The following is a 25,980-nucleotide window of genomic DNA, read 5'->3' on the forward strand; positions in this document are numbered from 1 at the left end:
GGCGCGCCGAGCGCCAGCGAGGCGAGGGCGAGAAGTAGCGCTTGGCGGACCGGAACAAGCGCGGTGAATAGTTCGACAAGCGAAAGAGCGGGCCCGACCTTCCGGTCGGGCCCGCTCTCGCGTTCAGGGCCTACTTGCCGTGCTTGGCCTTGGAGGCGGTGCGGCCGCGCTCCTTCTGGTCGAGCACGACCTTGCGGATGCGGACGGTGTCCGGGGTGATCTCCACGCACTCGTCCTCGCGGCAGAACTCCAGGGACTGCTCCAGCGACAGCGCGCGCGGCGGGACCACGTTCTCGGTCGAGTCCGCCGAGGCGGCGCGCATGTTGGTGAGCTTCTTCTCCTTGGTGATGTTCACGTCCATGTCGTCGGAGCGCGAGTTCTCGCCGACGATCATGCCCTCGTACACCTCGGTGGTCGGGCCGACGAACAGCGTGCCGCGCTCCTGCAGGTTGATCATCGCGAACGCGGTGACCGCCCCGGCGCGGTCGGCCACGAGCGAGCCGTTGTTGCGCGTCTGCAGCTTCCCGAACCACGGCTCGTGCTTCTCGTAGATCGAGTGCGCGATGCCGGTGCCGCGGGTCTGGGTCAGGAACTCGGTGCGGAAGCCGATGAGGCCGCGGGAGGGCACCAGCCACTCCATGCGGATCCAGCCCGAACCGTGGTTCGTCATGGTCTCCATGCGGCCCTTGCGGGTCGCCATGAGCTGGGTGATCGCGCCCAGGTGCTCCTCGGGGGAGTCGATGGTCAGGCGCTCGACCGGCTCGTGGGTCTTGCCGTCGATCTCCTTGGTGACGACCTCGGGCTTGCCGACGGTGAGCTCGAAGCCCTCGCGGCGCATCTGCTCGACCAGGATCGCCAGGGCCAGCTCGCCGCGGCCCTGCACCTCCCAGGCGTCGGGGCGCTCGGTCGGGAGGACGCGGAGCGAGACGTTGCCGACCAGTTCGCGGTCGAGGCGGTCCTTCACCAGGCGCGCGGTGACCTTGTGGCCCTTGCCGCCCTTGCCGACCAGCGGCGAGGTGTTGGTGCCGATGGTCATCGAGATCGCCGGCTCGTCGACCGTGATGAGCGGCAGGGCGACCGGGTTCTCCGGGTCGGCGAGGGTCTCGCCGATCATGATGTCCGGGATGCCCGCGATGGCGCAGATGTCGCCGGGGCCGGCCTTCTCGGCGGGCTTGCGGGTCAGCGCCTCGGTCATCATCAGCTCGGTGATGCGCACGTTCTGCTGGGTGCCGTCGCGCTTGATCCAGGTGACGGTCTGGCCCTTGCGCAGCTCGCCCTCCATGACGCGGCACAGCGCGATGCGGCCGAGGAAGTTGTCGGCGTCGAGGTTGGTGACGTGGGCCTGGAGCGGCTTCGCCTCGTCGTACTCCGGCGCGGGAACGTGCTCGATGATGGTGTCGAAGAACGGCTTGAGGCTGTCGGAGTCCTCGGGGACGGTGCCGTCCTTGGGCTTGTTCAGCGAGGCGACGCCGTCGCGGGCGCAGGCGTAGACGATCGGGAACTCGATCTGGTCCTCGTCGGCGTCCAGGTCCAGGAACAGGTCGTAGGTCTCGTTGACGACCTCGTCGATGCGGGCGTCCGGGCGGTCGGTCTTGTTGATGCACAGGATGACCGGCAGGCGCGCGGAGAGCGCCTTGCGGAGCACGAAGCGGGTCTGCGGGAGCGGGCCCTCCGAGGCGTCGACCAGCAGGACCACGGCGTCCACCATGGACAGGCCGCGCTCGACCTCGCCGCCGAAGTCGGCGTGGCCGGGCGTGTCGATGATGTTGATGACCATCTCGGAGCCGTCGGCCGGGTTGGCGTAGTGGACCGCGGTGTTCTTCGCGAGGATCGTGATGCCCTTCTCGCGTTCCAGGTCACCCGAGTCCATGACGCGGTCGTCGACGGCCGCGCCCTCGCGGAAGGCGCCCGCCTGCTTGAGCATGGCGTCGACGAGCGTGGTCTTGCCGTGGTCGACGTGGGCGACGATGGCGATGTTGCGCAGATCAGAGCGTGTAGACACGACGACCATTGTCGCTTAAGCACGAGACGGACCTGGCGTCAACCCTGGTGATCGCGGACACCAGAAATCCCGCCACCTGGCCGAGGGTTGTTCACATTAAGCCTTTCCTATGACAGAAAATCCCTCCTTGCCTAAGCTGCCGTCTATGGGCGTATTCCATGTATCCATCCGATTCGTTATGGTTCTTGCGCTCGCCGCCGGGGCGATCCTCGCCGGCGCGCTGCCCGGACAGGCCAAGATCACCGGTGCGATCATCACCACCGACGGCGGCACCCTCAACGTCCGCACCGGCCCGGCCACCGACCAGAAGACCGCCGGGACCCTCGCCAAGGGCGCGAACCCCGAGGTGCTTTGCATGGTCCGCGGCGAGGAGATCAGCGGCACCGTCCGCACCACCGCGACGTGGCTGCGCATCGGCAAGGACCGCTGGATCTCGGACGCCTACGTCACCTGGTCGCCCGCGCAGGACGTGCCCTGGTGCTCGGCCGCCAGCAAGGCGCCGACCAACGCCGCCGTCAGCACCAAGGGCGGCGAGCTCAACATCCGCGCCGCCGCGAACTCCACCGCCGGCAGGCAGGGCGCCTACCCCAACGGCACCGGCATCAGCGTCCAGTGCCAGGTGTGGGGACAGGAGGTCGACGGCACCGCCCGCAAGACCGGGGCCTGGTACCGCATCGGCGACAAGCGCTTCGTCTCCGCCGCCTACATCAAGTGGAGCGCGGGCGAGCCCTGGCTGCCCTGGTGCGGCCAGGACCCGCCCTCGGTGCCGCGCGGCGGCACCGCCGGGTTCATCAGCGCCCACGCGCCCGCCGCGCAGGCCAGCGACCGCGCCACCGGCGTGCCCGCCTCGGTGACGATCGCGCAGGCGATCCTCGAGACCGGCTGGGGCAAGGGCGCCCTGGCCCGCGAGGACCACAACCTGTTCGGCATGAAGTGCTTCGGCTCGCCCGGCGACCACGCCATCGGCTGCCGCGACTACGCCACCTTCGAGTGCAGCCCCACCGGCGGCTGCTTCGACATGGACGCCACGTTCCGCGCCTACGCGAACGTCGCCGACTCCTACCGCGACCACGGCGACCTGCTCTCGAACTGGTCGCGGTACGCCACGGCCATGGACCACGCGGACGACGCGAAGCGCTTCGCCCAGGAGATCCACAAGGCCGGCTACGCGACCGACCCGCTGTACTCGGACAAGCTCATCGGGATCATGGACGACTACGACCTGTACCGGTTCGACTGAACCGAAGACTTCCTTCCTGCCAGCGGGGCGGGTCCGGTCGCCGACCGGACCCGCTTTCGCGTGCCGGGCGAGTGAGTTGAAGGTCACATCTGCGGGTGAAACGGCACTAAGCGGGGGAGTAGCCTCGTAGGGCGGCCCGGCTTCGAACAGCGGGCCTCCCAGAACTGTCGGACCCGAACGTTAGATTCCCACCGTGGCCAACGAGCACCTTCAGATCGACAACAAGACCCACGCATCCGGCACGATCGTCGTGCGCGGGGCACGCGAGCACAACCTCAAGGACGTCGACCTCGACCTCCCCCGGGACTCGCTCATCGTCTTCACCGGCCTGTCCGGTTCCGGCAAGTCCTCCCTGGCCTTCGACACGATCTTCGCGGAGGGCCAGCGCCGCTACGTCGAATCGCTCTCGGCCTATGCCCGCCAGTTCCTCGGCCAGATGGACAAGCCCGACGTCGACTTCATCGAGGGCCTGTCCCCGGCGGTGTCGATCGACCAGAAGTCCACCTCCCGCAACCCGCGGTCGACGGTGGGCACGATCACCGAGATCTACGACTACCTGCGGCTCCTGTACGCCCGCGTCGGCGTCCCGCACTGCCCGCAGTGCGGCGAGCCGATCGTCAGCCAGTCGCCGCAGCAGATCACCGACCAGATCATGGCCATGCCCGAGGGCACCCGCTTCCAGGTCCTGGCCCCGGTCGTGCGCAAGCGCAAGGGCGAGTTCGTGGAGCTCTTCGCCGACCTCCAGCAGCAGGGCTACGCCCGCGCCCGCGTCGACGGCGAGGTGTACGCCCTCACCGACGTGCCGAAGCTGAAGAAGCAGGAGAAGCACGACATCGACGTGGTCATCGACCGCCTCGCCGTCAAGGCCTCCTCGATCCAGCGCGTCACTGACTCGGTGGAGTCGGCGCTCGGCCTCGCCGACGGGGTCGTGGTGCTCGACTTCGTCGACGTGGACGCCGCCGACCCGAACCGCACCCGCCGCTTCTCCGAGAAGCTGGCCTGCCCCAACGACCACCCGCTCTCGCTCGACGAGCTCGAGCCGCGCACCTTCTCCTTCAACGCGCCCTTCGGCGCGTGCCCGGTGTGCCACGGCCTCGGCGTGCGCAAGGAGGTCGACCCCGAGCTCGTCATCCGCGACCAGGAGTCGACCATCCGCGACGGCGCGCTCGCGCCGTGGTCCTCGGTCGGCATGGGCGACTACTTCCTGTTCCAGATCATCGCGCTCGGCGAGGCGGTCGGGTTCGACGTGGACACGCCCTGGGCCGATCTGCCCGACCGCGCGCAGAAGGCCGTCCTCTACGGATACGACGAGACCCTGCAGGTCTCCTACCGCAACAAGCGCGGCCAGCGCCGCTCCTACGAGACGCGCTTCGAGGGCGTGGTGCCGTGGGTCGAGCGCCGCCACCACGAGACCGACTCGGAGTGGACGCGCGAGAAGTACGAGCAGTTCATGCGCGAGATCCCGTGCTCGACCTGCGAGGGCACCCGGCTCAAGCCCGAGGTCCTGGCCGTCACCGTGGAGGGGCTGTCCATCCACGAGGTGTGCACGCTGTCCGTGGCGGACTGCGCGGTCTTCTTCGACGCGCTCAAGCTCTCCAACCGCGACTCGATCATCGCCGCGCCGATCGTCAAGGAGGTCAAGGCCCGCCTGCGGTTCCTGCTCGACGTCGGCCTCGACTACCTGACGCTCGCGCGCGCGGCCGGCAGCCTGTCGGGCGGCGAGGCCCAGCGCATCAGGCTCGCGACGCAGATCGGCGCCGGGCTCGTGGGCGTACTGTACGTGCTCGACGAGCCGTCGATCGGCCTGCACCAGCGCGACAACAACCGGCTCATCGCCACCCTCGAGCGGCTGCGGGACCTGGGGAACACGCTGATCGTGGTCGAGCACGACGAGGACACGATCCGCGTCGCCGACCACATCGTCGACATCGGCCCGGGCGCGGGCGAGCACGGCGGCCACGTCATCTACTCCGGCCCGGTCAAGGGCCTCGTGGACGCCGAGGGTTCCATCACCGGCGACTACGTGTCCGGCCGCAAGCACATCCCGGTGCCGGAGCGGCGCCGCCCGGCCGACCACGGCCGCGAACTGGTCGTCAAGGGCGCCAGGGAGAACAACCTCAAGGGCATCGACGCCGCGTTCCCGATGGGCTGCCTCGTCTCGGTGACCGGCGTGTCCGGCTCGGGCAAGTCCACGCTGGTCAACGAGATCCTGTACAACACGCTGGCGGCGGAGGTGAACGGCGCGAAGATCGTGGCGGGCCGGCACCGCACCATCACCGGCATCGACGGGGTCGACAAGGTCGTGGGCGTCGACCAGTCGCCGATCGGGCGCACCCCGCGCTCGAACCCGGCCACCTACACCGGCGTGTTCGACAAGGTCCGCAAGCTGTTCTCGGGCACGCCGGAGGCGAAGGTCCGCGGCTGGGGCCCGGGCCGGTTCTCCTTCAACGTCAAGGGCGGGCGCTGCGAGGCGTGCAGCGGCGACGGCACGCTGAAGATCGAGATGAACTTCCTGCCCGACGTGTACGTGCCGTGCGAGGAGTGCGGCGGGGCCCGCTACAACCGCGACACCCTCAAGGTCCACTACCGGGGCAAGACGATCTCGGACGTGCTCGACATGCCGATCGAGGAGGCCGCGGAGTTCTTCGAGCCGATCCAGACGATCCACCGGCACCTGAAGACGCTCAACGACGTCGGCCTCGGCTACGTGCGCCTCGGCCAGCCCGCCCCCACCTTGTCCGGCGGCGAGGCGCAGCGCGTGAAGCTCGCGTCCGAGCTGCAGAAGCGCTCGACCGGGAAGACCGTGTACATCCTGGACGAGCCGACCACCGGCCTGCACTTCGAGGACGTGCGCAAGCTCCTCGGGGTGCTCGACGGCTTGGTGGACAAGGGCAACACGGTGATCACGATCGAGCACAACCTCGAGGTCATCAAGTGCTCGGACTGGGTCATCGACCTCGGCCCCGAGGGCGGCGACAAGGGCGGCACGCTCGTGGCGGCCGGCACCCCGGAGGAGGTCGCGGCGATCGCGGCGAGCCACACCGGGGCGTATCTGCGCCCGCTGCTCGGCTTGGACGGCGTGGGCAACGGCGACGGCGCGGCGGCGCGCCGGGCCAAGGCGGGCAACGGCCGCAAGGCGGCCGCCAAGCGCTAGCGCGGCGGCGGTCGCCGCCTCATGACGCCGGTCCTCTGGCGCGCAAGGGAAACGAAGATCACCGGCGACGCGGCCGAACTCGGCCGCGTCGCTCCCGTATTCGGCCGCAACGCGATGCGAGCATCGCACGGTGCTCTTCCCCGGTGCTCTCTATATCGGCGCGGCCACGGCCGCCCTCCTCGCGGGTCCTGGCCTGGGCCGCTGCGTCGCCCTGGCGACCGACCGCCATCCCGACCCGCGCCTGATCAAGGCCGTCTGCCTCGCCGCGGCCCTCCTGATCGCCTGGCGCGCCGACGGACTGCTGCACGGGGTCGCGCTCGGCACGGTCGCGGCCGCGGGGGTGGCGGCGGGGTGGATCGACGTCTACCAGCGGCGGCTGCCCGACGCCCTCATCCTGCCCGCCTACCCGCTCGTCGCGGCGCTGCTCATCGCGACCGGTGAACCCGGGACGCTCCTGCGGGCCGCCGCGTGCGCGGCGATCGGCATGGCGCTCTACGGGATCGGTTGCGCGTTCGGCCAGATCGGCTTCGGCGACGTGAAGCTCGCCGGGCTGCTCGGACTCGTCTCCGGTTGGGCCTCTTGGGAAGCGGCGGTCCTGGCGCTCGCGGCCACGATCGCGATCGGCGGCGCGCAGGCGGTGGCGGTGGTGGTGACGGGCCGCCGGGACTTCCCGTACGGCCCGGCGATGCTCACCGGGACCGCGGCGGGGATCGCGGCCGAGCCTTGGGCCGCCGTCCTGTAGACCCGAATTCGCGAGCGTCCGAAAGCTGAGCGAAATGCACGGCTCAACCCGCCGCGGGGATTTCGGCTCCTTTCCCGTTTATCCTTTTGGGACGCGAATGACCGGTTATATTCGTATCCGGCCCAGCTCGAACGGGTCGACAACGACACCGAGTACTGAGAGGTGACAGTGATTCGCTTTATTGCAAAGGCCGCGATCGCAGCGGCGGCCGCCGGCGTCATGGCAGCGGGCATGGCCGCACCGGCCATGGCGGCCGAGACCACCGCTTCCGTCGTCGCGGACGGCTACGAGAACCACCAGTCCGGCGGGGTCGACCTCCGGTCGGACCTGTGCATCGTCGGCTTGAGCGGCGACATCGGGCTCGACTTGGACTTGAGCGACATCACCGACCTCGACCTGTTCGCCACCACGGACGTCGACAGCGACTGCGACTCGCAGTCCCAGGTGCGCATCGACATCCGGCCGTGAGGCTCGCAGTCCGCGAACACGCCTCGGGGCGGCACCGTGAGGTGCCGCCCCGAGGTCGTATCGCGTTATCCGGCAGAGCAGGTCACCGAGGCGGGCGCGACCGCGGTGCGGGCGTCCTTGCTCCCGATGAACCCGAACGTGTAAGTCTGGCCCGGCTGCAGGTCCTGGCCGCCGGCCAGGCCCGTGGCGGTCACCGTGTGGCCGTCCTGGGCCAGCGCCGCACTCCAGGAGTGGACGATGGACTGGCCCGTGGGCAGCGCCCACCGCAGCGAGACGCCCTGCAGGGGCGCGTCACCGGAGTTGGTGACGAGGACCTGCGCGTTGAACCCGCCCGGCCACTGGCCGTTGATGCGGTAGTCGACCTCGCACGACGGCGAGGCCGCGACCGGAACGGCCTGCTCGGCCGCGAAGTTCGCGATCTGCGCCAGCGGGGCGTTCCAGTTGACCGTCAGCTCGTTCGTCGCCCACGACCCGATGTCGTCGATGTAGCACCGCTGCGGGGCGCAGCCGTTCAGCCAGCGCTGCGCGATCGGGTCCCAGGTCGCGGTGACGCTGTTCGGGCCGCCCGCGAGCGTCCCGGCGGGCGGGTTCGGCAGGCTCGGGTCGAGCTGGTTGGCGTACCAGCGGCTGTGCATGTTGTGCGAGTCGTGCGAACCGTACCCGGTCACGTAGGAGTTGCCGAGGGCGTTGCGGCCCAGGATGTAGTCGAGCCCGGCCAGCACGCCGTCGCGGTACCGGGCCTCGCCGGTGAGGTCGAAGGCCGTCGCCACGACGACGAGCTCGTTGAGCACGGCGCTGTTCGAGCCCCAGTCGAAGGTCCCGCTGGAGCCGTAGGAGAGGTCCCACGGACTCGCGGCCTGCAGTTCCAGGTATCCGTCGGCCCCGGCCACGACCTGCGCGACCACCTCGTCCCGACCCGGGAGCGCGTTCGGCACCAGGGCCAGGTCGAGCTTGGCGAGGGCGGCCACGCCGCCCCAGTAGAAGGCGCCCGCGTTGAACGAGTCGGCGTCGTGCACCTCGGAGCCGAGCACGTAGTCCTGGTAGGACTTCGCGCCGGTGGTGAGGAACAGCTCCGAGGCGGCCCAGTAGAACTCGTCGCTCACGTCCGAGTCGCCGTAGGGGCCGCCGCCGGCCGGGCTGGTGTCGGGCGCGTACATGTCGGGGTGCGCGAGCGCGGCCTGCCAGGCGGTCTCGGCCGCTTCCAGGCACGCTGCCGCGAACTCGGCGTCGTACGGCGCGAACAGGCGCGCGGCCTGCGCGGCGGCCGCGGCGAGGTTCAGGGTCGCGGCGGTCGAGGGCGGGTAGAGGTAGCGCGGCTGCGGGTCGTCGGCCGGCATGAGCGGCAGACCGGTCCAGTTCTCGTCGTGGATCTTGTGGTGGGCCATGCCCGCCAGCTCCTCGCCCGCGGGCACCTGCATCGAGAGCAGGAACTCGACCTCCCAGCGGGACTCGTCGAGGACGTCGGGGACGCCGTCGCCGTGCTCGGGGATGCGCAGGCTGCCGTCGCCGAGGCGGCCCGGGTCGCCGGAGGGGGCGTGGAGCGCCCGCTCGTAGACGGACATGAGCTGCGCGACCGAGATGCCGCCGTTGACGACGTACTTGCCGTGGTCGCCCGCGTCGTACCAGCCGCCGGTCACGTCCAGGGTGTAGTCGCACGCGTCGGCGAAGCAGGGCACGGCCCCGTCGCCCTGGTTCGGGGCGACGTCCACATGCCCGGCCTCGCGGCCGTAACCGGGCGCGATCGCGTCGTCGATCGCGATGCCCGAGCGCTGCGGGTAGTAGAAGGACATCGCGTCGACCGCCATGTCCCCGTAAGGGTTCCCGCCGATCGCGAACGGGTACGAGGTCTCGCCGTCGGCGGTGAGCGTGAAGCCCTCGCCGGTGGCGGTCGCGCCCGAGAAGTCGATCACGTGCACCGCCTCGCCCGAGGTCGGCTCGTCGCCGTAGGGCGCGGAGTCCCCTTGGGCCACCAGTGATCCGGCGGCGTCGCGGAGCTGCCACGGGACGGGGTCGGCGGCGTCGGTGACGAGGGTGGCCCGCTTGGGTCCGTCGGGGAGGTACCCGACCTGGTTCACTCGCACGCGCGGCCCGGTGTCGGGCTCGTACACGGGCGGTTCGGCTCCGGTGAGCAACTGGACCTCCGATAGGCAGAACTGCCACGGCTCGGCGTGGCGGCCGATCTGGAACGCGAGCTGCGCGTCGGTCCAGTCGGCGGTGGCGGTGAAAGCGTAGCTGAACTCCTGCGCCTCGGCGGTGAGCAGCGGGAACTCCTCGACCGCGGTCGGCCAGGGGTCGACCGGGCGCTGCACGAGGGCGCGCACGCTGACGTCGGCGGAGGCGCGCGCGGTGAAGCGCAGCTCGTAGGTCTCCCCGGTGACCAGCGGCAGGCCGTCCTGGCCCACGATGGCGTCCCAGGCGTTGGCGGTGCCGCCGGGGACGTCGACGCACCACTCGCCGTCCGCGACCGCGCCGGTCAGGTTGGCCGTGGCCCACCAGCCGTTCGTGCCGGACGCGAAGTCGCCGTTGGTGATGAGGTCAGTGGGTTCCTCGTCCTGGGCTTGGGCGGCGGGGGCCGCAGCGGCGGCCCCGAGTGCCAGTGCGGTCAGGACGGCTACGCCGAAGCGTCTCCGGCGAAGTGCGGTTCGCGGCATGGAAAGTGGCCTTCCGAAGGGATTGGGAGCGATTCCACCCGCCATCTTGTCATCGAAGTATCTAAATGTCAATCACTCGGCGGCGGTCGGCGGCCCACTCGTCCCGCGCACGACCAGTTTCGACTCCAGTTTCAGGCATACGCCCGGTTCCCTTGCGCCCCTGAGTTGTTCGTCGGCCGCCTCCACGGCGAGCCGGGCGAGCCGGCGCGCGTCCTGGCGCACCGTCGTCAGGTCGATATGGCTGAGCCCGGCGATGTGGCTGTCGTCGTAGCCGACGATCGAGACCTGCTCGGGGATCTTCACCCCGGCCCGCGTGAACACGTCGAGCAGCCCGATCGCGCACTGGTCGTTCGCCGCGAACACCGCCGTCGGCAGCGGCGCGTCCTCCTCGAGGAGCAGTCGCGCCGCGTCGGAGCCGCCCTCCTGGGAGTGGTTGCCGGGGATGACGCGGATGCGGTCGGCCAGGCCGTGCGCGCGCATCGCGTCCCGGTACGCCCGCCGCCGCTCCGGCCCGCCCGGCCGGTTGCCCGCGTCCACGTGCACGATGTCGCGGTGGCCCAGGCCCACGAGGTAGTCGACCACCTCGCGCGCGCCGGGCCGGTCGTAGGAGGTCACCACGTCGACCCGCGCGTCCCTGATGTGGCGCCCGAGCACCACGGTGGGCACCCGCGTGCCCAGCTCGGTCACGTCCGCGTCGGGGATGGTCGGCCCGCACAGCAGCAGCGCCTCGCTGCGGTGCCCGATGAGCGCCTCGATCGCGTTGTGCTCGTTGCGGGTCGGCACCGTCGCGCTCAGCACCAGGTCGTAGCCGAGCTCCTCGGCCGCCGGGTAGATCGCTTCCACGAGGTCCACGTGGTACGGGTTCCGGGCCGTGAAGAGCACGCCGAGGACCTTGCTGCGGCCGCGGGCGAGCAACCGCGCGGCCATGTCCGGCTTGTAGCCGAGTCGCGCGGCGGCGTCGAAGACCCGCTCGCGGGTGTCGGGGCTCGCGCCGGGCTGGCCGCGGAACACCAGCGACACCAATGCCCGCGAGACGCCGACCTCGGCGGCGACGTCGGCCATCGTGGGTTTGCGAGACCGCGGTGCCGGGTTGCGGTCTGGGGATCTCCGCGCGTGCTGGGGGTTCATCGCACCGTCGTCCTTCCTTATGCAGCTTTGTTGAAAGTTCCAGTAATTGAGGGGTTGACCTGGGAACGAAGTGACCAGTGTAACCACCCGGTACCAGGAAGCCCGCCCCCGAGGACCGGGCGCGGCCGCCAAGGCAAGCCCTTACCCAGGTGATGGGGCACCGCCGAAACGCGAATAAGGCTCCCGAATCGGCCATAGACTCAGCCCTGGGGGTGAACGCCATGCATCAGCTGGCAGTCAAGAGCTTCAAACAACCCGACGAGACCATGGACCTCAGCGGCCACGGCCACCGGGACACGGTCGTGATCGACGGCATGCCCGTCGAACTCTCCGAGTTCGACAAGGGCTGGCGCTGGTCGAACGACGTCAAACCGATCGCCGGCACCGACTCGTGCCAGGTCCACCACCTCGGCTACTGCATCGAGGGGCACCTGCAGGTCCACATGAACGACGGCACCGACAAGGACATCAACGCCGGCGACGCCTTCGACATCCCGCCGGGCCACGACGCCGAGGTCGTGGGCGACCACAAGGTCGTTCTCGTCGACTTCGGCAAGGCCTTCGACGGCAAATAGCGACCCGATCGCCCGGCCGCTCCCGCACCGCGAGGGCGGCCGACCTCGCGCCCACCCCCTGAGACACGCTTTCCACCAGGTGCCGGATCACATCCGGCCGGGTGGCAGACTTGAGGCGTGTTGCGATGGATGACAGCTGGAGAATCTCACGGACCCGAACTCGTGGTCACCCTCGACGGCCTGCCCGCCGGGATCGAGCTGACCACCGAGGCGGTCGCCGCCGAACTGGCCCGCCGCCGCCTCGGTTACGGCCGCGGCGCGCGCATGAAGTTCGAGGCCGACGCCGTCAGCTTCATCGGGGGCGTCCGCCACGGCCGCACCCTCGGCTCGCCGGTCGCCATCCGCGTCGGCAACTCCGAGTGGCCCAAGTGGGAGACCGTCATGGCCGCCGACCCGGTCGACCCGGCCGAGCTCGAAGGCATCGCCCGCAACGCCCCGCTCACCCGCCCGCGCCCCGGCCACGCCGACCTCGCCGGCATGCAGAAGTACGACCACGACGACGCCCGCCCGATCCTCGAGCGCGCCTCCGCCCGCGAGACCGCCGCGCGCGTCGCCGGCGGCACCGCCGCCAAGGCCTTCCTCAAGCAGGCCTTCGGCATCGAGATCGTCTCCCACGTCAAGGCCCTGGGCCCCGTCCGCGCCAAGGAAGGCCTCGTGCCGACCCCGGACGACTTCGCCGCCGTCGACGCCGACCCGCTGCGCTGCATGGACCCCGAGGCCTCCGCCCGCATGATCGCCGAGGTCGACGCCGCCAAGAAGGACGCCGACACCCTCGGCGGCGTCGTCGAAGTCCTCGCCTACGGCCTCCCGCCCGGGCTCGGCTCCCACGTCCAGTGGGACCGCAAGCTCGACGCGCGCCTCGCCACCGCCCTCATGTCGATCCAGTCGGTCAAGGCCGTCGAGATCGGCGACGGCCTCATGCAGGCCGCCGTCCGCGGCTCCTCCGCCCACGACGAGATCGTCCCCGGCCCCGGCGGCGTCCAGCGCCTCACCGACCGCGCCGGCGGCCTCGAAGGCGGCATCACCACCGGCCAGCCGCTCCGCGTCTCCGCGATGCTCAAGCCCATCTCGTCGCTGACCCGCCCGCTGCGCACCATCGACACCGTCACCGGCGAACCCGCGGAGGCGATCAACCAGCGCTCCGACGTCTGCGCGGTGCCCGCCGGGGCCGTCGTCGCCGAGCACATGGTCGCCTACGTCCTCGCCGAAGCGGCCCTGGAGAAGTTCGGCGGCGACTCCGTCCCCGAATCCCGCCGCAACTTCGAGAGCTACCTCGAGAACCTGCGGGTCAAGTAGATGGCCCGCACCCGTCGCTGCGCTCGCCCCTCCTTGAACCGGAGTGAACGCTGATGCCTCTTGTCGTCATCGTCGGGCCGCCCGGCTCGGGCAAGACCACGATCGGCCGCGCCCTCGCCGCCGCGCTCGACGCGCCGTTCCGCGACGTGGACGCCGACATCGCCGCCGCCGCGGGCAAGCCGATCCCGGACATCTTCGTTGACGAGGGCGAGGAGCACTTCCGCGCCCTCGAACGCGAAGCGGTGCGCCGGGCCGTCGCCGAGCACGACGGCGTCCTCGCCCTCGGCGGCGGTGCCGTCCTCGCCGAGTCCACCCGCAAGCTCCTCGCCGACGTCACCGTCGTCCACCTCCGCGTGGACCTCGCCGAAGCCGTCAAGCGCACCGAGATCGACAAGGGCCGCCCGCTCCTGCAGGTCAACCCGCGCGCCACGCTCCGGCGGCTCATGGACGAGCGACTGCCGCTCTACCGCGAGGTCGAGACCTTCGCCATCGACACCACCGGAAGGGACGTGGACGACCTGACCGCCGAGATCCAGGCCCGCCTCGCCGTCCGCACCGCTCTTGTGAGCACCGTCGAGGTCCGCGACGCCGAGACCCCTTACCCGGTCCTCATCGGCCGCGGCACCACCGACCGCCTGCCCGACTTCCTCGGCAAGGCCGCCCGCGTCGCCGTGCTCCACACCGCCAGCACCGCCGCGCTCGCCGAACGCGTCGGATCGCTGTGCCCCGAAGGCGTCGACGCCACCCTCATGGAACTGCCCGACGCCGAGGACGGCAAGACCGTCGCCGTCGCCGAGCAGGTCTGGGAAGCCCTCGGCGCCGAAGGCTTCACCCGCACCGACCTCGTGGTCGGCGTCGGCGGCGGCGCCGTCACCGACCTCGCCGGCTTCGTCGCCGCCTGCTGGCTGCGCGGCGTCGCCGTCGTCCACGTCCCGACCTCGCTCCTCGGCGCGGTCGACGCGGCCGTCGGCGGCAAGACCGGCGTCAACACCGCCGCCGGCAAGAACCTCGTCGGCGCCTTCCACCCGCCCCGCGCGGTCCTGGTCGACCTCGACCACTTCACGACCTTGCCGGAACGCGACCTCGCCGCCGGCCTCGCCGAGGTCGTCAAGGCCGGCTTCATCGCCGACCCGGTCATCCTCGACCTCGTCGAAGCCGACCCCGCGGCGGCCCTCGACGCCCGCAACCCGGTCGTCGCCGAACTCGTCGAACGCGCCATCGCCGTCAAAGCCGAAGTCGTCGGCTCCGACCTCAAAGAGGGCGGCCTGCGCGCCATCCTCAACTACGGGCACACCTTCGCCCACGCCATCGAAAAGCTCGAGCACTACCGCTGGCGCCACGGCGACGCCGTCGCCGTCGGCATGGTCTACGCCGCGCACCTGGGCGCCATCACCGGCCGCGTCGACCTCGTCGACCGCACCGAGCAGGTCCTCGAATCACTCGGGCTGCCCACGACCTACGAGGCCGGACGCTGGGACGACATCCTCAAGGTCATGAAGATCGACAAGAAGAACGTCGGCGCCACCCAGCGGTTCGTGCTCCTCGACGCGCTGGCCGCGCCGGTCGTCGTGGATGACGTGACCGCCGAGCAGCAGCGCGAGGCCTATGAGAGGCTGACGGCATGAAGGCGCTCGTCCTCAACGGACCCAACCTCAACCGGCTAGGCAAGCGGGAACCGGCGATCTACGGCTCCCAGACGCTCGCCGACCTCGCCGACCTGTGTGTCACCACCGGCAAGGAGCTGGGCCTGGAGGTCGACTTCCGGCAGACCAACCACGAGGGCGAGCTCCTCGAGTGGCTGCACGAGGCGGCCGACAACGGATACCCGGTCGTGCTCAACGCCGCCGCCTGGACCCACACGTCCGTGGCCGTCGGCGACGCGTGCGCCCAGCTCACCGCGCCGCTCGTCGAGGTCCACCTCTCGAATGTGCACAAGCGCGAGGCCTTCCGGCACCATTCATACGTCTCGGCCCACGCGGTCGGCGTCATCGCCGGCCTCGGCGCGGACGGCTACGTCGCGGCCCTGCGCCACCTCGCGGCCGCGTAAGCGGGTCTCCAGCTCGACGGCGTGGCCGTTCTTCCACACGGCCGCGACTGCGCCCGAACCGATGACCTGCGCCGCGTCGGTCGCCTCCAGCAAGAGCAGGTCGCCGCGCTTGTCGGCGGCGATCCGGCCGCGTTCATCGAGCCCGAACACGTCGGCGGTCGCGGAGGTCGCCCCCGCCAGGATCTCCTCTGTGGACAATCCGTGCTCGGCGAGCATCGCCATCTCGTGGTACATGCTCACACCGGTGACCACGGGCGGGTTCCCGTTGTCGGTGCCGATCAGCAGCGGCAGCCCGGCCTGCCGGATCGCGTCGAACGACGCGGCAGTCCCATCGCGCCACCGGTCCAGGTCGAGGTCGTCGCAGAACTGGGCCTCAAGCGACGCCTCGGTACGCTGACCCGAATCGAGGCGTGCGGCGACCGCGGGATCATCCAGGAACTGATCCATACTGTGGTCGCAGCGGCCTGCCGAAGTGACCGTCAGAGTCGCGACCACCGGTGTCCCGCGCTCGGCGAGCAGCTCGAGGGCTTCGGCGTCCGGGGTCTCGCCCCACGGCAGGTGCACGAGCGCGTCGACGCCTGCATTCGCGGCGACCAAGGCGTCCTCCCAGTCGCCGACGTGCGCGACGGCGAGCATCCCGTGATCGTGCGCGGACTCGACTCCGGCGGTCGCCTCCTCCTGGCTCAACGTCCTCGGCGGGCCCTGGCGCTGGAGGAGCAACTTGAGGTAGTCCGAGCCTTCGGCGGCGCGTTCGGCGACGAACGCGCGGACCTCCGCGGCGTCCTGGACCGTCGGCGCCTGCGGGAACCACTGCGTCGGGTGCCCGCCGGGCACCGTGAGTCCCCAACCGGCCCACCAGATGTCGGATCGGTCGCGGACCCCGAGGTCGGTCCGGTCGCCTCGCTCGTCGATCGCGCCGTACATGTCGAGCATCGCGGTGACGCCGAACCGGAGCCCGGCGTGCGCGTTGTGCCCGGACCGGTGCGCGTGGGCGTCGATGAGGCCCGGCAGGAGCACCCGGCCGGCCGCGTCGAACCGGGGCAGATCCTCCGCGGCGAGCCCACGGCCGACCTCGGCGATCAGGCCGCCCCGCACTGCCACGCTGTCATGTTCGGTGAACCGCTCGCCGTCGAAGACCAGCGCATTCGCTATGAGGATGTCGCCGCCGACGGTGTCGGAGTCGTGCTGATCCCGGACCGACGGCGGTCGCGGCGGCCCGTCGATCTCGCCGCACGAGGCGAGGAGGGGAGCGGCGGCAGCGGCGGTGGTCGAGGCGATCAGGGTACGGCGGGTGAGGTGTGATGGCATGGGGCGCTTCCTCTTCAGCGTTCCGGCGATCATCGAGACATCGATATGCCTACGCATGATGCCATGAGTGTAACAAACTGACGCCATCGAGACGCCGTCTGAGGTCCGCACTGTCGCCCCGGGCTTCCCCGTCAGCGGGGTTGCGCGGCCGGACACAGCTGCCGCGCCTGCTCGGCACAGGACCGGCGCAGGCAGCTAGGATTGACGGTCGGTCCGCTCAATTCCCAACCCGAAAGAGACGAACGCCCGTGGCATCCACGAACGACCTCAAGAACGGCATGGTGCTCAACCTGGAGGGCCAGCTCTGGCAGGTCCAGGAATTCCAGCACGTCAAGCCCGGCAAGGGCCCGGCGTTCGTGCGCACCACCCTCAAGCAGATCCCCTCGGGCAAGATCGTCGACAAGACCTTCAACGCCGGCACCAAGGTCGAGACCGCGAACGTCGACCGCCGCACCATGACCTACCTGTACAAGGAAGGCGACGACTTCGTCTTCATGGACACCGACACCTACGACCAGATCCCGGTCGGCCCCGGTGTCGTGGGCGACGCCTCGAAGTTCCTCCTCGAGAACTCCGACGCCACTGTGGCCCAGCACGACGGCAAGGTCCTCTACGTCGAGCTCCCCGCCTCGGTCGAGCTCACCATCACCTACACCGAGCCGGGCCTGCAGGGCGACCGCTCCTCGGGCGGCACCAAGCCCGCGACCGTCGAGACCGGCGCGACCGTGCTCGTCCCGCTGTTCATCGACAACGGCGAGAAGATCAAGGTCGACACCCGCGACGGCAAGTACCTCTCCCGGGCATAGGCGTGGGGACGCAGAGCAGCAGCAGCCCTGACCGGCTCAGCGCCCGCACCAAGTGGCGGATGCGGGCCGTCGAGATCCTGTACGAAGCCGAGAGCCGCGACACCGAGCCGTCGCGGGTCCTCGCCGAGCGCGCCGACCGCGCGTTCAAGGACCCGGAGGCCCCGCGCCTGCCGAAGTACGCCGAGGAGCTCGTGCGCGGGGTCGCCCAGCACCTCGACGAGCTCGACGCCGTGCTCGGCAAGGCCTCCACGAGCTGGTCGGTCGAGCGGATGCCCGCGGTGGACCGGAACGTCCTGCGGGTGGCCCTCTACGAGATCCGCCACGTGGCCGACGTCGACACCGCCGTGGCCATCAAGGAGGCCATGCGCGTGGCGCTCCAGATCGGCTCCTCGGACGACACGTCCTTCGTGAACGCCGTCCTCGACGCCGCCGCGAAGGCCGAATAGCCAAGGCGCGCAATCAGGTACGCGAAAGCCGGGTCTCCCTCTTGAGGAGGCCCGGCTCAATCGTTCCTAGGGCCTATTCGGCTTCCGAGGCGAAGAACGCCTGGAGGTCGTGCACGAGGACGCCGAAGTCCTCGAGCTTCTCGATCAGGCCCGAAGGCGTGGTCGAGTAGACCACGGCCAGGGTGTAGAGGTCGTCGGCGCGGATCGAGAGGATCCGGCCGTTGTAGTCGCCGCGGCGCTGCTGGATGGAGCGCGCCAGCTTGGCGACGTGCTCCAGCTCCGAGTCCGGGTGGTCGTACAGCGCCTCGAGGTTGAGGACGATCTTCTCCGCCTGCTCGACCGGGAGCGGCACGCCCTCGGGAAGCAGCTCGGAAACGGGGATCCGGTAGAAGTCCGCCAACTCGGCGAGACGGCTGACGGTGATCGACCGGTCGCCCCGCTCGTAGGAACCGATGACGACGGCCTTCCACTTGCCGCCGGACTTGTCCTCGACGCCTTGCAGCGACAGCCCCTGCTGCATGCGGATGTCACGCAGCCGGTTGCCGAGCGCCTTGGCGTAGTCAGATGTCGCCATGCTGGGATCAACTCCAATTTTCGGTACGAGAGGAATCCTATTGTTGACTACGGTCGGTGACCATCGGCCGGTGGGGTGCCCCCAAACAGTGTTCTTCGTCGCGTGAGACCCTCGCAACCGCCCGGCAAACCATATAGAACCCGACATCAATGCCGCTACCGACCCCGTGTTTTTGGGATCCGTCTTTACGCTCCGTCACCGGCGGCGTAGCATGGCCCGCGACGAAACCGTTCTTTAACAGACCGTCCAGTGAGGCGGAGAAGGAGGTTCGCGTGGTTTCCCCTGCCCTCAGGCAGTCTGAGGAAGACCCGTCGGGCAAGCAGATCCTCTCGGGCGACGACATCGGCCGCATCCTCGACCGCATCGCCCACCAGATCCTCGAGAAGACCAAGGGCGCCCCCGACACCATGCTCCTGGGCATCCCCACCCGCGGCGTGGCGCTCGCCGGCCGGCTCGCCGACCGCATCCGCCGCTTCGCCGACCTCGACGTCCCCGCCGGGACCCTCGACATCACGCTCTACCGCGACGACCTGCGCCGCAACGCGCTCCGGGCCCTCGGCCCGACCGACCTGCCGCCCGGCGGCGTCGACGACCAGCGCATCATCCTCGTCGACGACGTCCTCTACTCCGGGCGCACCGTGCGCGCCGCGCTCAACGCGCTCTACGACCTCGGCCGCCCCGCGAGCGTCCAGCTCGCCATCCTGGTCGACCGCGGCCACCGCGAGCTGCCGATCCGCGCCGACTACGTCGGCAAGAACATCCCCACCGCGCGCGACGAGTCCGTGGCCGTGCGCCTTACCGAGTACGACGGCCACGACGCCGTGGTCCTCACTGGAGGCCGGGAGCGATGAAGCACCTGCTCACCACCAAGGAGCTGAGCCGCGAGGAGGCCGAGCTCATCCTCGACGTCACCGAGCAGATGGCCGAGGCCGTCACCGGCCGCGAGGTCCCCAAGCTCCCGGCGCTGCGCGGGCGCACGGTCGTGAACCTCTTCTTCGAGGACTCCACCCGCACCCGCACCTCCTTCGAGACCGCCGCCAAGCGGCTCTCGGCCGACGTCGTCAACTTCGCGGCCAAGACCTCGAGCGTGAACAAGGGCGAGAGCCTGCGCGACACCGCGCTCACCTTGCAGGCCATGGGCGCCGACGCGGTCGTCATCCGCCACCCCGCCGCGGGCGCCCCGCAGCGGCTCACCGAGTGGATCGAGGGCGCGGTGCTCAACGCCGGGGACGGCACGCACGCCCACCCGACCCAGGCCCTGCTCGACGCCTACACGATGAAGAAGCGGCTCGGCGGCGTCGAGGGCCGCACCGTGGCGATCGTGGGGGACATCCTCCACTCGCGCGTGGCCCGCTCCAACGTCTGGCTGCTGTCCAAACTGGGGGCGCACGTGCGCCTGGTCGGCCCGCCCACCCTGCTGCCCAAGGACATCGACGACTGGCCGGTGGAGATCGGCTACGACCTCGACGCCAGCCTCAAGGGGGTGGACGCGGTCATGATGCTCCGCGTCCAGCGCGAGCGCCAGAACGCCGCGTTCTTCCCGACCGCGAACGAGTACGCCCGCCTCTACGGGCTCGACGAGCGCCGCCTGGCGCTCATGCCCGACCACGCGATCGTCATGCACCCCGGTCCGATGAACCGCGGCATGGAGATCGCCGCCGCGGTCGCCGACTCGCCGCGCGCCACCATCACCGAGCAGGTGACCAACGGCGTGTGGGTCCGCATGGCCGTCCTGTACCTCCTGCTGACGAACGGAGAGAGCAAGTGAGCGAACTGCTCATCAAGAGCGCCGACATCGTCGGCAGGGGACGCCAGGACGTCCTCGTGCGCGGCGGCCGCGTCGCCGAGATCGGGTCGGTGTCCGCAAAGGACGCCGAGGTCGTGGACGCGGACGGGCTGGTGCTCCTGCCCGGCCTCGTCGACCTCCACACCCACCTGCGCGAGCCCGGCCGCGAGGACGCCGAGACCGTCCTCTCCGGCACCCGCGCCGCCGCCAAGGGCGGCTACACCGCCGTGTGCGCCATGGCGAACTCCTACCCGGTGGCCGACACCGCGGGTGTCGTCGAGCAGGTCGCCGCGCTCGGCCGCGCCGCCGGGTACGCCGACGTGCAGCCCATCGGCGCCGTCTCGATCGGCCTGGAGGGCAAGCGGCTCGCCGAGATCGGCGCGATGGCCCAGTCCGCGGCCGCGGTGCGCATGTTCTCCGACGACGGCCACTGCGTCCACGACCCGGTGCTCATGCGCCGCGCCCTCGAGTACGTGAAGACCTTCGGCGGCCTCGTCGCCCAGCACGCCGAGGAGCCGCGGCTCACCGAGGGCGCGCAGATGAACGAGGGCGCCGTCTCGGCCGAGCTCGGCCTGCCCGGCTGGCCCTCGGTCGCCGAGGAGGCGATCATCGCCCGCGACGTGCTCCTCGCCGAGTACACCGGCGCGCGCGTCCACTTCTGCCACGTCTCCACCGCCCGCTCCGTGGACATCATCCGCGAGGCCAAGGCCCGCGGCGCGAAGGTCACCGCCGAGGTCTGCCCGCACCACCTCCTCCTCACCGACGAGGCCGCGCGCTCCTACGACCCGGTGTACAAGGTCAACCCGCCGCTGCGCCGCGAAGCCGACGTGGCCGTGCTGCGCGCCGCGCTCGCCGAGGGCGTCATCGACGCCGTCGCGACCGACCACGCCCCGCACGCCCCGCAGGACAAGGAATGCGAGTGGGCCGCCGCCCGCCCCGGCATGCTCGGCCTCGAGACCGCGCTGTCGATCAGCGTCCTCGCCCTCGGCGGACCGGCCGAAGTGGACTGGGACGTGCTCGCCGAGCGCACCTCCCGCACCCCCGCCCGCATCGCCGGCCTCGAAGCGCACGGCCGCGACCCGCAGCCGGGCACCGAAGCGAACTTCACCCTCGTGGACCCCTCCGCGAGCTGGACCGTGGTCCCCGAAGGCCTCGCGTCCCTGTCGCGCAACACCCCCTACGCCGGGATGGAACTCCCGGTCACCGTCCAGGCGACGTTCCTCCGCGGACGCGCCACCGTGCTGAACGGGAAAATTGCAGAGGAGACCACCGTATGAGCAGCAGAGCACCAGCGATCCTCGTCCTCGAGGACGGCCGCGTCTTCCGCGGCGAGGCCTACGGCTCGGTCGGCGAGACCTTCGGCGAAGCGGTCTTCAACACCGGCATGACCGGCTACCAGGAGACCCTCACCGACCCGTCCTACTACGGCCAGGTCGTCGCCCAGACCGCCCCGCAGATCGGCAACACCGGCTGGAACGACGAGGACGACGAGTCCCGCCGCATCTGGGTCGCCGGGTACGTCGTCCGCGACCCCGCCCGCATGGCCTCCAACTGGCGCGCCAAGCGTGGCCTCGAAGACGAGCTCGCCGCCCAGGGCATCGTCGGCATCAGCGGCGTCGACACCCGCGCCCTCACCCGCCACCTCCGCGAGGCCGGGGCCATGCGCGTCGGCATCTCCTCGCGCGACACCGACGTGGCCGCGCTCCTGGAGAAGGTCCGCGCCACCCCGCACATGGCCGGCGCCAACCACGTCGGCGCCGTCACCGCCTCGGCGCCGTACACCTACGAGGCCAAGGAGACCAAGTACACGGTCGCCGCCCTCGACCTGGGCATCAAGCGGAACACGCCGCGCCGCCTCGCCGCCCGCGGCATCACCACCACGGTCTACCCCGCCTTCGCCGAGATCGAGCAGCTCCTGTCGGGCAGCCCCGACGCGGTCTTCCTCTCCAACGGCCCCGGCGACCCCGCCACCGCCGACCACCAGGTCGAGCTCACCCGCGAACTCCTGCGCCGCAAGGTGCCCGTGTTCGGCATCTGCTTCGGCAACCAGATCCTCGGCCGCGCGCTCGGCCTCGAGACCTACAAGCTGAAGTTCGGCCACCGCGGCATCAACCAGCCGGTGCTCGACCGCCACACCAACAAGATCGAGATCACCGCCCACAACCACGGCTTCGCGCTCAAGGCCCCTGAGTCAGGGGAGTTCTTCGAGACCGACTTCGGGCGCGTCCAGGTAAGCCACATCTGCCTCAACGACGACGTCGTCGAAGGCCTCACCTGCCTCGACGTGCCCGCGTACTCCGTCCAATACCACCCCGAGGCCGCCGGCGGCCCGCACGACGCCGACTACCTGTTCGACCGCCTGATCGAACTCATCCAGGAAGGGGCCCCGACCCATGCCTAAGCGCCCAGACCTCAAGCACATCCTGGTCATCGGCTCCGGACCCATCCAGATCGGCCAGGCCTGCGAGTTCGACTACTCCGGCACGCAGGCCTGCCGCGTGCTCCGCGAGGAGGGCCTGCGGGTCACCCTCGTCAACTCCAACCCGGCCACGATCATGACCGACCCCGAGTTCGCCGACGCCACCTACGTCGAGCCGATCACCACCGAGGTCATCGAGCAGGTCATCGCCAAGGAGAAGCCCGACGCCCTCCTGCCCACCCTCGGCGGGCAGACCGCGCTCAACGCCGCCGTCGCCCTCCACGAGGCCGGCATCCTCGAGAAGTACGGCGTCGAGCTCATCGGCGCCGACATGGACGCCATCCAGCGCGGCGAGGACCGCCAGCAGTTCAAGGAGGTCGTCCTCAAAGTCGGCGGCGACGTGCCCCGCTCCGCGGTCTGCCACACCATGGACGAGGTCACCGCCACCGTCAAGGACCTCGGCCTGCCCGTGGTCATCCGCCCCTCCTTCACCATGGGCGGCCTCGGCTCCGGCATGGCCTACACCTGGGAGGACGTCGACCGCATCGCCGGCAACGGCCTCGCCGAGTCCCCCACCTCCGAGGTCCTCATCGAGGAGTCCGTGCTCGGCTGGAAGGAGTACGAGCTCGAACTCATGCGCGACCGCAACGACAACGTCGTGATCGTCTGCTCCATCGAGAACGTCGACCCCATGGGCGTGCACACCGGCGACTCCGTCACCGTCGCCCCCTCGCTCACCCTCACCGACCGCGAGTACCAGCAGCTCCGCGACCTCGGCATCGCCATCCTCCGCGAGGTCGGCGTCGACACCGGCGGCTGCAACATCCAGTTCGCGATCAACCCCGCCGACGGGCGCATCATCGTCATCGAGATGAACCCGCGCGTCTCCCGCTCCTCCGCGCTGGCGTCGAAGGCCACCGGCTTCCCGATCGCGAAGATCGCCGCGAAGCTCGCCATCGGCTACACCCTCGACGAGATCCCGAACGACATCACCAAGGCCACCCCGGCCGCGTTCGAGCCCACGCTCGACTACGTCGTCGTCAAGGTCCCGCGGTTCACGTTCGAGAAGTTCCCCGGCGCCGACCCGACGCTGACCACCACCATGAAGTCCGTCGGCGAGGCCATGAGCCTCGGCCGGACCTTCCAGCAGGCGCTCCAGAAGGCCCTGCGGTCCACTGAGACCAAGCAGGCCGGGTTCTGGACCCGCCCCGACCCCGAGGGCGCCACCCTCGAGAACACCATGGAGGCCCTGCGGACCCCGCACGACGGCACCCTCTACACCGCCGAGCGCGCCCTGCGCCTCGGCGCCACGATCGGTGAAGTCCACGACGCCTGCAAGATCGACCCGTGGTTCCTCGACCAGGTCGCGCAACTCATCGACCTGCGCGGCGAGATCGAGAACGCCGCCGTCGTCGACGAGGACCTGCTCCGCAAGGCCAAGCGCGCCGGGTTCTCCGACGCCCAGGTCGCGGCCCTGCGCCCCGAACTCGCCGGCGAGGACGGCGTGCGCCGCCTGCGCCACCGGCTCGGCCTGCGCCCGGTCTTCAAGACCGTCGACACCTGCGCCGCCGAGTTCGAGGCCCACACGCCCTACCACTACTCGACGTACGAGGACGAGACCGAGGTCGCGCCCTCCGACCGACCCAAGGTGATCATCCTCGGCTCCGGCCCCAACCGCATCGGCCAGGGCATCGAGTTCGACTACTCGTGCGTCCACGCCGTGCAGGCGCTGCGCGAGGCCGGGTACGAGACGATCATGGTCAACTGCAACCCCGAGACCGTCTCCACCGACTACGACACCGCCGACCGGCTCTACTTCGAGCCGCTCACCTTCGAGGACGTCACCGAGGTCCACCACGCCGAGCACGAGTCCGGCCGCGCCGCGGGCGGCCCCGGCGTCGTCGGCGTCGTCGTCCAGCTCGGCGGCCAGACCCCGCTCGGCCTCGCCGAGCGCCTCGAGAAGGCCGGCCTCCCGATCGTCGGCACCAGCCCGAAGGCCATCGACAACGCCGAGGACCGCGGCGTCTTCGGCCGCCTCCTCGACGAGCTCGGCCTCGTCGCCCCCGCGGGCGGCACCGCCACCTCCTACGAAGAGGCCCGCGAGGTCGCCTCCCAGATCGGCTACCCCGTGCTCGTGCGCCCGTCGTACGTCCTCGGCGGCCGCGGCATGGAGATCGTCTACGACGAGGACACCCTCGCCGGGTACATCTCCCGCGCCACCGAGGCCAGCCCCGAGCACCCGGTCCTCATCGACCGGTTCCTCGACGACGCCATCGAGATCGACGTCGACTGCCTCTGCGACGGCGAGGACTTCTACCTCGGCGGCATCATGGAGCACATCGAGGAGGCCGGCGTCCACTCCGGCGACTCCTCGTGCGCGCTCCCGCCGATCACCCTGGGCGCCACCGTCATCGAGCAGATCCGCGAGTACACCGCGAAGCTCGCCTTCGGCATCGGCGTGCGCGGGCTCATGAACGTCCAGTACGCCCTCAAGGACGAGCAGCTGTACGTCCTCGAAGCGAACCCGCGGGCCTCGCGCACCGTCCCGTTCGTCTCCAAGGCCACCGCCGTGCCGCTCGCCAAGGCCGCCGCCCGCATCGCCCTCGGCGCCACCATCGCCGAACTGCGCGCCGAAGGCCTGCTCCTGCCCGAGGGCGACGGCTCCGACGCCGGACCCGACGTCCCGATCAGCGTCAAGGAAGTGCTCCTGCCCTTCAAGCGGTTCCGCACCGTCGAAGGCGCCGGGCTCGACGCCGTGCTCGGCCCGGAGATGAAGTCCACCGGCGAGGTCATGGGCATCGACTCGAACTTCGGCCTCGCCTTCGCCAAGGCCACGCTCGCCGTCTACGGCAAGCTGCCCACCTCCGGGAAGGTCTTCGTGTCCGTCGCCGACCGCGACAAGCGCGCCATCGTCTTCCCGGTGCGCCGCCTCGTCGACCTCGGCTTCGCCGTCTACGCCACCGAAGGCACCGGCCTGGTCCTCAAGCGCCACGGCATCGACTTCACGCCCGTCGCCCGCCACTCCTCGGGCGAGGCCGTCGACGCAGTCAGCCTCATCGCCTCCGGCGAGATCGACCTGGTCATCACCACGCCCTCGGCGTCCTCGGGGCCTCGCACCGACGGCTGGGAGATCCGCTCGGCCGCCGTCGTCGCCGACGTCAGCTGCGTGACGACCATCCAGGGCGCCACCGCCGCCACCCAGGCCATCGAATCGGCCTCCCGCGGCGAGATCCGCGTCGCCTCCCTCCAGGAGCTGCACCAGCGCCTGCGCGGCGCCGAACGGGCCGCGGCATAACTCGGCACCGGGCGGGTGACGCGGCTCCTGTAGCCGTGTCACT

20 protein-coding genes are annotated in these 25,980 nt (G+C 70.5%); 15 read left to right on the forward strand and 5 right to left on the reverse strand.

The annotated features are described in order from the left end of the window. Positions 1-130 precede the first annotated feature (130 nt). Positions 131-2,002, reverse strand: coding sequence for a translational GTPase TypA (gene typA, locus AB0K52_RS14425; RefSeq protein ID WP_363531338.1), 1,872 nt, complete (start codon positions 2,000-2,002; stop codon positions 131-133). A gap of 178 nt (positions 2,003-2,180) precedes the next feature. Between typA and gsmA the strand changes: the two genes are divergently transcribed. From gsmA to AB0K52_RS14445, 4 genes are all read left to right on the forward strand, one after another. Then, complete coding sequence (gene gsmA, locus AB0K52_RS14430) at positions 2,181-3,242, forward strand: sporangiospore maturation cell wall hydrolase GsmA (RefSeq protein ID WP_363531341.1); 1,062 nt, start codon at positions 2,181-2,183, stop codon at positions 3,240-3,242. A gap of 244 nt (positions 3,243-3,486) precedes the next feature. Then, positions 3,487-6,396 carry an excinuclease ABC subunit UvrA gene (gene uvrA / locus AB0K52_RS14435; protein WP_363531458.1) on the forward strand — a complete coding sequence of 970 codons (2,910 nt, stop codon included), beginning with the start codon at positions 3,487-3,489 and terminating at the stop codon, positions 6,394-6,396. Positions 6,397-6,526: 130 nt separating this feature from the next. Continuing rightward, positions 6,527-7,138 carry an A24 family peptidase gene (locus AB0K52_RS14440; RefSeq protein ID WP_363531343.1) on the forward strand — a complete coding sequence of 204 codons (612 nt, stop codon included), beginning with the start codon at positions 6,527-6,529 and terminating at the stop codon, positions 7,136-7,138. Positions 7,139-7,300: 162 nt separating this feature from the next. Further along, positions 7,301-7,606 carry a hypothetical protein gene (locus tag AB0K52_RS14445; RefSeq protein ID WP_363531346.1) on the forward strand — a complete coding sequence of 102 codons (306 nt, stop codon included), beginning with the start codon at positions 7,301-7,303 and terminating at the stop codon, positions 7,604-7,606. Between the two features lie 65 nt (positions 7,607-7,671). Here the strand turns inward: AB0K52_RS14445 and AB0K52_RS14450 are convergent, their stop codons facing one another. Both AB0K52_RS14450 and AB0K52_RS14455 read right to left on the reverse strand, forming a co-directional pair. Beyond that, positions 7,672-10,257, reverse strand: coding sequence for a glycoside hydrolase family 9 protein (locus tag AB0K52_RS14450; protein WP_363531348.1), 2,586 nt, complete (start codon positions 10,255-10,257; stop codon positions 7,672-7,674). A 72-nt stretch (positions 10,258-10,329) separates the two neighbouring features. Next, positions 10,330-11,319, reverse strand: coding sequence for a LacI family DNA-binding transcriptional regulator (locus tag AB0K52_RS14455; protein WP_363531351.1), 990 nt, complete (start codon positions 11,317-11,319; stop codon positions 10,330-10,332). A gap of 287 nt (positions 11,320-11,606) precedes the next feature. Between AB0K52_RS14455 and AB0K52_RS14460 the strand changes: the two genes are divergently transcribed. The 4 genes from AB0K52_RS14460 to aroQ all read left to right on the forward strand — a co-directional run bounded on the left by AB0K52_RS14460 (position 11,607) and on the right by aroQ (position 15,303). After that, on the forward strand, positions 11,607-11,960 hold the full coding sequence (locus AB0K52_RS14460) for a cupin domain-containing protein (protein WP_363531353.1): 354 nt from the start codon (positions 11,607-11,609) through the stop codon (positions 11,958-11,960). A 117-nt stretch (positions 11,961-12,077) separates the two neighbouring features. Further along, positions 12,078-13,256, forward strand: coding sequence for a chorismate synthase (gene aroC / locus AB0K52_RS14465; RefSeq protein ID WP_363531356.1), 1,179 nt, complete (start codon positions 12,078-12,080; stop codon positions 13,254-13,256). A 53-nt stretch (positions 13,257-13,309) separates the two neighbouring features. Further along, on the forward strand, positions 13,310-14,881 hold the full coding sequence (aroB, locus tag AB0K52_RS14470; protein ID WP_363531359.1) for a 3-dehydroquinate synthase: 1,572 nt from the start codon (positions 13,310-13,312) through the stop codon (positions 14,879-14,881). Next, positions 14,878-15,303: a type II 3-dehydroquinate dehydratase gene (aroQ, locus tag AB0K52_RS14475; protein WP_363531361.1), complete on the forward strand. Its 426-nt coding sequence runs from the start codon at positions 14,878-14,880 to the stop codon at positions 15,301-15,303. The genes aroB and aroQ overlap by 4 nt, the downstream gene beginning before the upstream one ends. Here the strand turns inward: aroQ and AB0K52_RS14480 are convergent. Further along, the gene (locus tag AB0K52_RS14480; protein ID WP_363531364.1) at positions 15,214-16,611 is read right to left on the reverse strand and encodes an amidohydrolase family protein; all 1,398 of its coding nucleotides are present in this window, start codon (positions 16,609-16,611) and stop codon (positions 15,214-15,216) included. The genes aroQ and AB0K52_RS14480 overlap by 90 nt on opposite strands. A 248-nt stretch (positions 16,612-16,859) precedes the next feature. On the opposite strand from AB0K52_RS14480, the gene efp reads away from it, so the two are divergent. Beyond that, the gene (gene efp, locus AB0K52_RS14485; RefSeq protein WP_208496101.1) at positions 16,860-17,417 is read left to right on the forward strand and encodes an elongation factor P; all 558 of its coding nucleotides are present in this window, start codon (positions 16,860-16,862) and stop codon (positions 17,415-17,417) included. A gap of 2 nt (positions 17,418-17,419) precedes the next feature. Further along, positions 17,420-17,863 (forward strand): transcription antitermination factor NusB, encoded by a 444-nt coding sequence (nusB, locus tag AB0K52_RS14490; RefSeq protein WP_363531367.1) that lies wholly within the window; start codon positions 17,420-17,422, stop codon positions 17,861-17,863. A 73-nt stretch (positions 17,864-17,936) separates the two neighbouring features. On the opposite strand, the gene AB0K52_RS14495 is transcribed toward nusB, so the two are convergent. After that, a complete protein-coding gene (locus AB0K52_RS14495) occupies positions 17,937-18,437 on the reverse strand; it encodes a transcriptional regulator (protein ID WP_208496099.1) in 501 nt (166 codons plus the stop codon). A 272-nt stretch (positions 18,438-18,709) separates the two neighbouring features. Between AB0K52_RS14495 and pyrR the strand changes: the two genes are divergently transcribed. From pyrR to carB, 5 genes are read left to right on the forward strand one after another with little or no spacing between them, the layout of a single operon-like run. Then, a complete protein-coding gene (gene pyrR / locus AB0K52_RS14500) occupies positions 18,710-19,288 on the forward strand; it encodes a bifunctional pyr operon transcriptional regulator/uracil phosphoribosyltransferase PyrR (protein WP_307792915.1) in 579 nt (192 codons plus the stop codon). Beyond that, the gene (locus tag AB0K52_RS14505; RefSeq protein ID WP_363531371.1) at positions 19,285-20,205 is read left to right on the forward strand and encodes an aspartate carbamoyltransferase catalytic subunit; all 921 of its coding nucleotides are present in this window, start codon (positions 19,285-19,287) and stop codon (positions 20,203-20,205) included. Before pyrR ends, AB0K52_RS14505 begins: the two co-directional genes overlap by 4 nt. Further along, entirely contained in the window at positions 20,202-21,500 is a 1,299-nt protein-coding gene (locus AB0K52_RS14510) for a dihydroorotase (RefSeq protein ID WP_363531374.1), read from the forward strand. The genes AB0K52_RS14505 and AB0K52_RS14510 overlap by 4 nt, the downstream gene beginning before the upstream one ends. Next, entirely contained in the window at positions 21,497-22,624 is a 1,128-nt protein-coding gene (carA, locus tag AB0K52_RS14515; protein ID WP_363531376.1) for a glutamine-hydrolyzing carbamoyl-phosphate synthase small subunit, read from the forward strand. Before AB0K52_RS14510 ends, carA begins: the two co-directional genes overlap by 4 nt. After that, entirely contained in the window at positions 22,617-25,937 is a 3,321-nt protein-coding gene (gene carB, locus AB0K52_RS14520) for a carbamoyl-phosphate synthase large subunit (protein ID WP_363531379.1), read from the forward strand. Before carA ends, carB begins: the two co-directional genes overlap by 8 nt. The last annotated feature ends 43 nt before the right edge of the window (positions 25,938-25,980 follow it).

This window comes from Glycomyces sp. NPDC049804 (assembly GCF_040674615.1).
Taxonomy (GTDB): Bacteria; Actinomycetota; Actinomycetes; order Mycobacteriales; family Micromonosporaceae; genus Glycomyces; species Glycomyces niveus.

Coding starts and splice junctions, on each gene's coding strand:
- gsmA (WP_363531341.1), top strand. CDS start 2,181: ATGGTTCTTGCGCTCGCCGCCGGGGCGATCCTCGCCGGCGCGCTGCCC.
- AB0K52_RS14450 (WP_363531348.1), bottom strand. CDS start 10,257: ATGCCGCGAACCGCACTTCGCCGGAGACGCTTCGGCGTAGCCGTCCTG.
- AB0K52_RS14455 (WP_363531351.1), bottom strand. CDS start 11,319: ATGGCCGACGTCGCCGCCGAGGTCGGCGTCTCGCGGGCATTGGTGTCG.
- AB0K52_RS14460 (WP_363531353.1), top strand. CDS start 11,607: ATGCATCAGCTGGCAGTCAAGAGCTTCAAACAACCCGACGAGACCATG.
- aroB (WP_363531359.1), top strand. CDS start 13,310: ATGCCTCTTGTCGTCATCGTCGGGCCGCCCGGCTCGGGCAAGACCACG.
- aroQ (WP_363531361.1), top strand. CDS start 14,878: ATGAAGGCGCTCGTCCTCAACGGACCCAACCTCAACCGGCTAGGCAAG.
- AB0K52_RS14480 (WP_363531364.1), bottom strand. CDS start 16,611: ATGCCATCACACCTCACCCGCCGTACCCTGATCGCCTCGACCACCGCC.
- AB0K52_RS14495 (WP_208496099.1), bottom strand. CDS start 18,437: ATGGCGACATCTGACTACGCCAAGGCGCTCGGCAACCGGCTGCGTGAC.
- AB0K52_RS14505 (WP_363531371.1), top strand. CDS start 19,285: ATGAAGCACCTGCTCACCACCAAGGAGCTGAGCCGCGAGGAGGCCGAG.
- carA (WP_363531376.1), top strand. CDS start 21,497: ATGAGCAGCAGAGCACCAGCGATCCTCGTCCTCGAGGACGGCCGCGTC.
- carB (WP_363531379.1), top strand. CDS start 22,617: ATGCCTAAGCGCCCAGACCTCAAGCACATCCTGGTCATCGGCTCCGGA.